Genomic DNA, 9,019 nt, shown 5'->3' with positions numbered 1-9,019 from the left:
CTGTGTGTGGTGGGTGAGTTGGTGGGGCTCGGAGGGCTTGGACAGGGGCCCCTGCCGGGGCCTGGGATGCGAGGGGAGGGGTCGTACCAGTGCGGGGGGCGAGCGGGTGAGGGGGGGTGCATGCCCCTGGCGGGGCGTGGTACAAACAGCGAGCGATACTTTGGTGAGCGTTTCGTCCTGTCGGCCTTTAAGCCTGGCGACGAATTACCATTTCCGGTGACGGCACCACGTAAAACTCAGGTCTGATATCGAGACACGTACAGGCAGTATAGACGAACGCACACGCCGATCCCCGAGCACACATCAAATTCCTCATGACGCCGCATGACGCCCCCTCAGGAACATCACAACCTGACTGCTCATCAGGTACTCTCTAGTTCCTCAAAAAACGCCTCTCTTCCAATAGTTGAAACGCAAGGGGCACCAAAAGCAGAAAGGGCCCTTTCGGGCCCTTTCCTCTCACTCATGTTCTGCTGCGTAATGAATCTCGGCTCGAGCCAGAGTCCAGGATCCTCCTTCCTCTCCTTCAATATCAGCCAGGTGGAGCAGATCTGAAACTAGATCACAGATCTCGGAACCACCGAATTCCGCAATGTACGTCTCCCACGCCGTACGCGCGCGGTCCGCGCGATCGGCCTGCGTCATGCCGCTCATCCGTGCAATGTCATCCATAAGCCTCTGCCTCAGAGCTTCACGGCGGGGGACGCTCCCGCCAGGGTTCGATGGGACAGTGCTGGCCCCACAGAGCCAGGCAGTCAGCCGGGCAGCCACGCCCACGGCGTACCCGACCCAAAAATGCCGGCGGACACGGCGGGCAGTCCCCCGAGACTGCCCGCCGCCAGGGCATCAGTCCTCGTCCGGCATCATGATCGTCATCACCGGCCCGGCGTTGTCGCCGGGCCCGACGTGGGCAACCAGTTGGACGCGGCGGGGCTGCCGGACCTTGCCGCCTCGCGGGATCCGGTAAAGCTCGACCATGACGCTGTTCCCCCTGCCCCAGCCGCGCTGGATGGCGAAGCGGGTCATGTTCAGGACGTCCCACAGGCGGCCGGTCTCATCCTGCGAGGTCTGGCGGTTGCTGTCCTCGTCGGTCCACTCCACGCAGTCCGCCCAGGCCGAGACGGTCAGGGCGATCGGGACCGTGAAGCCTGCTTCGCGGGCCAGCTGGCCGGGGACGTCGACCAGGGCCCCGTCGGCGATCGCTTGGGCGCGGGTGTAGGCGTGGATGACGTCCACGTCCCCGCCGAACAGTTCGGTGAGTGCGTCGGCGCTGCCTTGCTGCCCCTGCTCGGGTGTCCATCGCATGGCGTCTTCGCTGATGCCGTCGTAGTCGGACGCGCCGGGGACCAGAGAGTTGGACATGGTGTGCCTTTCGGTGTCTTCGGTTGGTCCCGGCGGCGGAGGTGCCACTCCCCCGCCGCCGGTTAGTGCCGGGTGGGTCAGCAAGCCAGGACGTCGTGCCCGAGTTGGACGAGCCGAAGCGCGATGCGGGCGGCCGCTTGTCGGTCCTGGCCAGGCTGGGTGAAGGCTTCGATGTCGGGGCGCCAGGTGAAGGCGGCCCTCTCGATGACGGAGCGGGTCTCGTCGCTGAGGTCCTCGGCGCACTCCGGGGCGACGACGACGGCGCCGAGCTGGGCGTCAGTTGTCACCAGATACATGGGACTCGTCCTCTTCGTCGCCGTTGCGGCAGTGGGCGTACGCCTGTTCTGCTGCGGAATCGGGGTCAGTGGCATCGAATTCCATTGCCCAGCGGGTGAATACCTCTTCGCTGGTTTCCAGAATTGCGAATTCTTCGGAGACTGGCCCGGTAATTACTCCGGCGATGAATAGGTCGCTCATGTCGACGTCGGAACGCAGGCCGATGACGGTGAAAGTTTGAACAGCTTCACTCTGCATTGTTCTGTTCCTCCTGCCCATTTGCTTGCAGGGCTGGCCTCCGGATAAGCCCGAGGGCCAGCGCGTGATCCGTGTCAGGAGCGCGGTCGGGGCATGAGGCCGACCGTTGCCATGTCTAGGTACAGGTCGACCAGCGCGAGGGCCTGGGCGTGGCTGAGCCCGGTGGGGCTGCCGTCGGTGTCCGGGGTGCCGGTGAGTGCGACGTCGCCGAGGTAAGGCAGCGGAGCGGGCCGGTAGAGAGTGATGAGGCCGTGGGCGGGCTTGTTGGGCTTGTGGCCATACACTGCGGCGTCCTGGTCGACCCAGAGGGTCAGGGTGGTGGTGAGGTCGACCGGGCGCGCGGTCTCGCAGCGCAGCGCGTGGTGTGGGGTGCTGACGGGGAGCCAGGCCAGCAGGCGGAAGACGCCGGTGGGCTGGATGATCAGGGCGAAGCGCTGGTTGTCACTCGCGGTGGTGGTCGGGGGCATGGGTGCTCCTGAACTCGGGTGTGGGTCTTCGGTGTTGGGGCCTTGCCACAGGACCGTCCAACAAGACAAATATACCGCACTAGCATCAGAAATTGCAGGCGCGGCACGCCATTCCTTGGGGTATTTCCCCTGGCCAGAGCGGGTTCTGAGACACCCTGCCGGGGCACGTCGCGGGGCGTGTCGGGCCCCGTGGCGCGGAGCGTCACGGGCAAGGGATACGGCAGCGCGGAGCGAGGGAGCAGGGCGCGGAGCGCGCTGGGACCGTCTGCCGTATCCCGCAGCGCGTGAGCGCGCGGCCCGGTGGGCTCGGAGCAGCCACCGGGCACGCGGCGAGGGTGGTGCGGCGCGCGGAGCGTGCCGCACCGCCGACCGGCACGTACGGCGGCGCGCCCCGGCAGGGCGAGAACTGATGCTGTCCCCGCTCTGCCGCGCCTGGACGACTGCTGCGCCCTCTCCCCGCAATGCACCAGCCGCCCCGGGCGGTGTCGAACCGTGGCAGCTCTCCTAGCCTGCGAATTCTCGAGCGAGGCCAAGCGGGTCGTCGGCTGCTGCCAGGCGGGCGAGGCGGGAGCGCTGCTCGCCGATGCCGCGGCATCCGTCCAGAGGGCGCAGGGTGTCCGGCCGTACGGCAGTGACGGCGTCGACGTAGGCGCGGCCGCCCAGGGCGATCAGGTCGGGGGCAGCGAGGATGCCGAGCCCGGCGGCCTGGGCGCGCAGCTGCTCGGCGCTGACGCGGCCGGCGGTGTCCATCCGCTGCTCGTACGGCAGGAGTTCGTCGTCGAGCCGGACGAAGCCGTACAAGGCGGAGAGCACGAGAACGCCGGTGGGACCGGCGATCCTCTCGGCGGCTCGTCGGCACATGAGGTGATACGAGCCGGTGTAGAGGCGGCAGGCGGGGGTGAGACGGTCCACTGCGAGTTTGGCGGCCGAGCAGGGCACGATGACGATCACGCGCCCTGCTGGCTCCTTCCTGGAAGTCACCGGCACAGCGTCCTGCCGGAGTTGGATGGTGGGGTGTGCCATGGGTGGCTGCGCCGCGGGCTCATGGCCGCGCAAGGTTGGGGTCGGGGCGCTTCGGGTAGGGGCGGCGGTCGATCCCGAGCCGGATGCTCGCCTGTTCGCGCCCGTTCCTTCCGAGCCGAAACACGTACCGGTGCGGACCGGCGTGCCTCACGTTCCGCGCGCCGACGGCGAGCAGGGCGTCTCGGAGCCAGAGCGCGGGGTCGCTGCCGGCCCGCGGCACTGGCGCGCCGAGCCTGATGAGCTGGGCGGCAGCGTACTCGTGGCCCTGTTCCTGCCTGCGGATTTTCTGGGCGGCTCGGGCGGAAGCGCGCGGGTTCCTGAAAGCCTGGACGCGTGCCTATGCGAACCTGCCCGCGGATCGCGGGCAGGACCACGAACCACGCGTCAGTTCCAGCTTCATAGGCGCCCCGATGGATCACATCCCGGACAGTGTCCTTGTCGGCCTGCACCAGCTTCGCGATCACCGGGATCCGCTTCTCGCCGGCAGATGTCAGCAGCATCATCGCGCGCCGGAACCGCACCGAACTAGTACTGCCCCGGCGTACGTTCTGCTGCAGCCTCGGCCCCTCCTGGTCGGTCAACCTGGGTACACGGACAAGCTCGGCCATCGCGCCTCCAGCGGATGGATCGGACGTCACCGCTCACCCAACCGCCGTGACCACAAGTCGGGCGCACCTTCCTGGCCGGAGGGCTAACTCTCGCGCAGAGTCTCGATTTCGGCGGCCATCGCAGCCAGGTCGCGCACGTGCGCGTAGTACCTGGTCGCGTACTCGTCGCCGCCGAGCGACTGCCGCAGCGGAACGGCCCCGGGGCTGAAGGCCAGGCGTAAAGAGCGCCTGGCCTGGGACCTTCCGATCGCTGGCCGTTTCCGGGTGCGTCGCTCTTTCATGTGGCGAACAGGCGCTCCATGTGCCCAAATGGCTGCGAAGAGTAAACCTGGGATGGGACCATCGGTTGCGCAAGGCGCCGGTGGGTCAGCCGGTCGCACTGACGTTGCTGAGGGGGCGGGTCGGTGAACGTGCGTATCACGGTAGCCGGGGATGACACGGCTGGTGAATCGCTGTTGGATTGGCTACGACAGGAACCTGGACTACGCGGTCGTATCCGCCATATGAGCCAACCGGCGCAGCCAGGGGCGATGGGGTCCATTAGCGAGCTGGTCGTTGAAGGAGTAGTGACTGGCACTATCGGTTCACTCGCCGGGCTGCTAGGTCAGTCGCTCTCAGTCTGGCTGAATCAGCGGCTTGCCTGCGGCGACAGGAACACGGCAGTGGAGATCACCACAGCTGATGGCCGAAGCATCAAGGTCACCGCAGTGGAGTCGGCTGAGGCAGAGCGACTGGTACGCCTGGCGCTTGCCCATGGGGAACCAGAGGCTGCGTCGTCTACCTCGACAGGAGACGGCCAGGGCGGGTAGCTATGCGCCTTCCTGATCCGCACCGTTCATACGCCGTGTTGATCGGCACCAGCACCTACCGGTCGTCTCAGCTGGCCGACTTACCCGCAGTCAGTAACAACCTCCGCGACTTGGCTGCTGTTCTTACCGATCCCAATTTGGGCGGCGTCCCTCAAGAGCGATGCATCATTATCTCTGATCCCGCGGATGCGCGCACCGTCTACCGAATCCTACGCCGGTATGCGAGGGCCGCCGAGGATACCCTGATCGTCTACTTCGCGGGACATGGGCAGACTGGATTGCGCAATGAGCTCTACCTCGGCCTAACTGACACTGATCCCGACGAACTAAGGGTCAGCGCCCTGGAATTCGACCTGATCCGCGACGTCCTCATCGATTGTCCCGCTGTCAACCGTGTCGTCATCCTCGACTGCTGCTTCAGCGGCCGCGCCATCCAAGATATGAGTGGTGAGGAGGAAGCAATTCTTGGTCAGGTCGCGGTCGAGGGAACCTATGTACTTGCGTCGACTCCCGTCAATTCCGTGGCGCTGGCACCGGTTGGTGCGAGCCACACAGCCTTCACCGGGGAGCTGATTCAGTTGCTCCGGACAGGAGTCCCCGGTGGGCCAGAGCTCCTTACCTATGGCGAGATTTACCGCAGACTTCTGCACGCCACCACACTTCGAGGACTTCCTTCGCCTCGGCAACGCGGCACCGGCACAGTTGATCTACTGGCCCTCGTGCGGAATGCTGCCGCCTCGGCGGAAGCCCCTGTTCCTGCGGCCGTTGCTGGGCACCCTGTTGTGCCCTCGCGCATACGGCAGAAGATTATCCGGCCCCTTAAGTTGCAGCCGACCTCTTTGACCAATAGAAAACCTATGGGCGACTGGAAAATTCTGCGGAATATCGGCTGGATCGCCCTGTTTGCAACCTGGCTCTACGGGCTAGGTCAGATATCAACTGCCCTATTCTTGCTTATTGAGTCAGCGGCAAGCCCTACCCTAACTCTTAGCTTCCGCGAACTGGTTACTGGCGATCCGGGTCACGAAATCACCCTGGTCGACATCACGTTGCCGCTATTCAACATGCTTGTAGGTTCGCTCATCTTTCGATTTACGCGACGAGATGATGCTCGCTCATGGGTAGGTGTATGCGCACTCCTGGGGTATGGCACCGCAGATGCGGCAGGTATCCCATTCGCTATTGCCGTAAGCCTGTACGAACCGAATCACCTCTACCACTCCATTTTCCCCTCGCCTGAGGTCATTATCGCCGGCAGGGCTCTCCTGGCTATAGCCGCAGTTGCAGCACTTGTGACTGTGGTCCGAACCTTCCCATCAGTGAAAATTGGGCTCCCCGCTCGACGCGGTATGCCTTTCGTCATTCTCGTGCTGGCGCTGATGGTTGCGTATGTCGCATTTGTTATTTGCTGGCACACCAACATCAGAGTCCTTGAGGATGACGTTACGTCGAGGCTAATCCGATGTGTGGTTATTTCACTTCTTGCCATCCTCTTGCCGGTAGGCGGGCTGGCTATTCAGTCCCGTCAGTTGGGGGCGGGATTAGCTGCGGGTTGGCTGGCCTTTTCCCTGTCAATCGAAATTCAGTTCATTTCAACTTTGGGTTACGATGACTCCATCTTGCGTAGCGATGCTTCGCTGTGGATCGAGCATCTGCTCCTCGGTCTCATGAATCTCGGACTGTTCTGTGCTTATTATCTGCATCTTAGGGAGCGTCGACCCAGCTAGTCCGTGACCGCTTTGGTTCACCGGATGTGATTCGGCAGGACCTCGCGCATGTTCGAAGAGAAGCTCAACACGCTCTCGCAGATGATGGCCGAGCACATGACTATTTCCTTGCTGTGTGGTCTCCTCAAAGGCGCCGATGGTCATCGAGTCATCTTGGCGGTGCGTTCGGGGTGGGCGGCGGTGACATAGCGCATGGCGGTTTGCTCGGTGATGCCGAACAGGCGCATGAGCCTGAGTGGGTCGGCGGTTTCGGCAGCTTCGTTGAGGATGCGGTCTTGTCTCAGGCCGCTCAGCGTTAGTCCGCGGGGAAGGGCTCCGCTTAGGGTGCCGAGGCTGACGGCCGGGTGGTCGGGGTCGACCGCGGTCTTCTGGCTGACCAAGAGGTGGGGGTTGGTCGACGCCGACCAGCGCTGGTGGCGGTAGTTCGTCCAGTCGGCGGCGAGCTGGTGGGTGAGTTCCTCCAGGTAGAGGGTGTGCCGTAGCAGGCCGCGACGTACTTCGAGGGTGCCTCGGGAGAGGTCCAGGCCCGCGGTGTGCAGGGTGCGGATCTCGTACCCGGGCAGGGCGTGGATGGCGGCCAGGGCGACGACGAGGCGGCCGAGCGGTGTCCTGGCCTGGTCAAGAAGCCCCATCAGGAGGTCGGAGGGGATGGGCTTCGGGAGGCCCTTGAGGTCGCCGACCGGGAGGCCGTGGGCGGGGTTGCGGAAGATGATCCGCTCGCGCTTGAGCGCGCGGAACAGGCTGCGTAGGGCTGTGGCCAGCCCTCGGCGGGCGTAGCCGGTCATGCCTTCCACGGCCTCGTCGATGTGGTCCGGTGTGATCTGCCTGAGCGAGGTCACGTCGGCCGTCGTGGTCCAGGCGGTGAGGGCGGGCAGGAGCAACATGAGGTAGCGGCGGATGCCGTCGTACCCGCGGGGCTCGCCCTCGCGGCGGCCCTCTTCCCGCCTGGCCTTCACCCAGATGCCCACCTCGTTCGCGACCTGCTCCGGCAGGGCGGCCAGGGCCGATTCGATCCACGCCAGGTCTGCGTCCCGATGCAGCTCGGGGTCCTCCACGAGCAGGCCGCAGGCGCGCAGGAACTGGCAGACGGGCTTGGCCGCGAGGTTCGTTTCGATCCGGGCGAGGTCGTACACGTCGCGTTCGAAAAGGGCCGCCTCCGCGCCGAGCCAGTACAGCAGGATCGTGAGTGTGCGGATGTTCTTGCGGTACTCCGGCCGTTCGTCGGGGCGATGACGAGCGAACTCCCTGACCAGGCGCCGGGCGGGGCCGGACAGAGGAGGCTCGCCCGAAGGCATGTTCCGCAGCCGGGCCAGCACCGGGGTCCAGTCGCGCCGCACGGTGAACAGCGGTTCCTGTCCACGGCCGATGTGCAGAGCGGGCCGTTGCTTGACGTAGTCCGGTGTCTCGTCGTCGCCGACAGGGAACGCCTCGAACGGGCCGCCCTTGCCCATCGGCAGCGCGAACACCAGCTGCGTAGCCCGCATGGAGGCGGGGTGGGCCTGGTCGAGGAGGCGGTAGGGGTGGCAGCCGCGGCAGCGGCCGTCGCGCACGGCCAACCCGTCACGGCCGCACCGGCAGCACCTGCCCCGCCCGGGCCGCTCCCTCCAATGCCGGCACGGATCGCAGACAAACCCAGCCCGCCGCCCGGCTGGAATCCACGCGTGGCAGTCTCGGCACTGGCGCGGCAGCCGGGGCGGCAGCGGTGCCGGAGCGGTGAGGTACGGGGTCCGCATGGGCTGACGAGCCCGCGAGAACCGCATCGGCTCGGGAGCCTCGTCGAGAAGTCCAGCCCACAGCAGGATCTGACGCACGGCGTCACCATTGGCTAGCAGATCCCGCAACATGGCCTCGGGCAGCCGCTCGGCACCTTCGGCTTCCCGCACGGCGAGTGCGAGCCGGACCATCTCCGAGACCTTGTACATCCAACCCGAGCTCAGCCCGTGCTCGGTTGCCATCTGCGCTATCGCCTGGCGGGCCGCCTGCCAGCCGGCCACCGACCGGCCGACCAGAGCGCTGACCGTTGCCTCGGTCAGCCGTCGCTCCATGGCGAACAGCGGGATCTGGCCTCGCGTACCGGGCTCCAGCACGGTCGGCTGCTCGATGGCGGCCTCGCGCTGCTGCTTCAGCTTCCTCCACCACTCCTGCTGCACGCGTGCGCCAGTGCTGCTGCCCCGCACCAGCGGCCGGGCCTTGGTCGTGTGGTCGCGGTACGCCCCCACGAGCAGCTGGATATCCCGAGGCCGCGCGTCGTCCAGGCCAAGCGCCCACTCGGCGTCGTCCTCAATCCGGATCGCCTGCAGACACGGCTTACACAGCCCGTCGGTGTTCAGGTGCGCCTCGTGACGGCAGCGCGGACACCTCCCGCGTGCGGGATAAGCCTTCTTCCACGCTTTGCAAGCCACGCAGACCCGGCTCCAGTACATCACCGACCAGCCCAGGCACAGCTCGCAGCTGCGAGCTGTGCCCCGCTCGTTCACCATCGCCGCCCT

At 65.8% G+C, this 9,019-nt stretch carries 10 protein-coding genes and 1 pseudogene; 3 read left to right on the top strand and 8 right to left on the bottom strand.

What is annotated here, in order from left to right:
• Positions 1-459: 459 nt before the first annotated feature.
• The 5 genes from STRAU_RS42140 to STRAU_RS00420 form a co-directional block, all read right to left on the bottom strand.
• Positions 460-654: a hypothetical protein gene (locus STRAU_RS42140; protein ID WP_158691987.1), complete on the bottom strand. Its 195-nt coding sequence runs from the start codon at positions 652-654 to the stop codon at positions 460-462.
• A 192-nt stretch (positions 655-846) separates the two neighbouring features.
• Complete coding sequence (locus STRAU_RS00430) at positions 847-1,362, bottom strand: DUF6573 family protein (protein WP_016638222.1); 516 nt, start codon at positions 1,360-1,362, stop codon at positions 847-849.
• 77 nt (positions 1,363-1,439) lie between these two features.
• On the bottom strand, positions 1,440-1,658 hold the full coding sequence (locus STRAU_RS00425) for a hypothetical protein (protein ID WP_016638221.1): 219 nt from the start codon (positions 1,656-1,658) through the stop codon (positions 1,440-1,442).
• Positions 1,639-1,896, bottom strand: coding sequence for a hypothetical protein (locus STRAU_RS39760; protein WP_078620862.1), 258 nt, complete (start codon positions 1,894-1,896; stop codon positions 1,639-1,641). Before STRAU_RS39760 ends, STRAU_RS00425 begins: the two co-directional genes overlap by 20 nt.
• Positions 1,897-1,970: 74 nt before the next feature.
• Positions 1,971-2,363: a DUF3846 domain-containing protein gene (locus tag STRAU_RS00420; RefSeq protein WP_016638219.1), complete on the bottom strand. Its 393-nt coding sequence runs from the start codon at positions 2,361-2,363 to the stop codon at positions 1,971-1,973.
• A 284-nt stretch (positions 2,364-2,647) separates the two neighbouring features.
• Between STRAU_RS00420 and STRAU_RS43305 the strand changes: the two genes are divergently transcribed.
• Positions 2,648-2,773 carry a hypothetical protein gene (locus tag STRAU_RS43305; protein WP_016638218.1) on the top strand — a complete coding sequence of 42 codons (126 nt, stop codon included), beginning with the start codon at positions 2,648-2,650 and terminating at the stop codon, positions 2,771-2,773.
• Between the two features lie 94 nt (positions 2,774-2,867).
• Here STRAU_RS43305 and STRAU_RS00415 read toward each other — a convergent pair whose 3' ends face one another.
• Positions 2,868-3,314: a DUF6884 domain-containing protein gene (locus STRAU_RS00415; protein ID WP_016638217.1), complete on the bottom strand. Its 447-nt coding sequence runs from the start codon at positions 3,312-3,314 to the stop codon at positions 2,868-2,870.
• A 479-nt stretch (positions 3,315-3,793) separates the two neighbouring features.
• Positions 3,794-3,994 (bottom strand): annotated as a pseudogene (locus tag STRAU_RS44370) (IS630 family transposase); the annotation flags it as partial.
• 404 nt (positions 3,995-4,398) lie between these two features.
• Here STRAU_RS44370 and STRAU_RS44615 point away from each other — a divergent pair.
• A complete protein-coding gene (locus STRAU_RS44615; RefSeq protein WP_220450386.1) occupies positions 4,399-4,803 on the top strand; it encodes an effector-associated constant component EACC1 in 405 nt (134 codons plus the stop codon).
• A gap of 2 nt (positions 4,804-4,805) precedes the next feature.
• Complete coding sequence (locus tag STRAU_RS39745; RefSeq protein WP_016638216.1) at positions 4,806-6,530, top strand: caspase family protein; 1,725 nt, start codon at positions 4,806-4,808, stop codon at positions 6,528-6,530.
• Positions 6,531-6,670: 140 nt separating this feature from the next.
• Here the strand turns inward: STRAU_RS39745 and STRAU_RS00400 are convergent, their stop codons facing one another.
• Positions 6,671-9,010, bottom strand: a complete 2,340-nt coding sequence (locus STRAU_RS00400) for a hypothetical protein (RefSeq protein ID WP_016638215.1) — start codon at positions 9,008-9,010, stop codon at positions 6,671-6,673.
• Positions 9,011-9,019: the final 9 nt, after the last annotated feature.

Source organism: Streptomyces aurantiacus JA 4570 (assembly GCF_000414115.1).
Taxonomy (GTDB): Bacteria; Actinomycetota; Actinomycetes; order Streptomycetales; family Streptomycetaceae; genus Streptomyces; species Streptomyces aurantiacus_A.
Note: the sequence above shows the minus strand (reverse complement) of the source record. Positions and strands in the feature narration are given on the sequence as shown.

Excerpts from the sequence above, each read along its gene's own strand:
- STRAU_RS42140 (WP_158691987.1), bottom strand. The coding sequence starts at position 654 with ATGAGCGGCATGACGCAGGCCGATCGCGCGGACCGCGCGCGTACGGCG.
- STRAU_RS00430 (WP_016638222.1), bottom strand. The coding sequence starts at position 1,362 with ATGTCCAACTCTCTGGTCCCCGGCGCGTCCGACTACGACGGCATCAGC.
- STRAU_RS00425 (WP_016638221.1), bottom strand. The coding sequence starts at position 1,658 with ATGTATCTGGTGACAACTGACGCCCAGCTCGGCGCCGTCGTCGTCGCC.
- STRAU_RS39760 (WP_078620862.1), bottom strand. The coding sequence starts at position 1,896 with ATGCAGAGTGAAGCTGTTCAAACTTTCACCGTCATCGGCCTGCGTTCC.
- STRAU_RS00420 (WP_016638219.1), bottom strand. The coding sequence starts at position 2,363 with ATGCCCCCGACCACCACCGCGAGTGACAACCAGCGCTTCGCCCTGATC.
- STRAU_RS39745 (WP_016638216.1), top strand. The coding sequence starts at position 4,806 with ATGCGCCTTCCTGATCCGCACCGTTCATACGCCGTGTTGATCGGCACC.
- STRAU_RS00400 (WP_016638215.1), bottom strand. The coding sequence starts at position 9,010 with ATGGTGAACGAGCGGGGCACAGCTCGCAGCTGCGAGCTGTGCCTGGGC.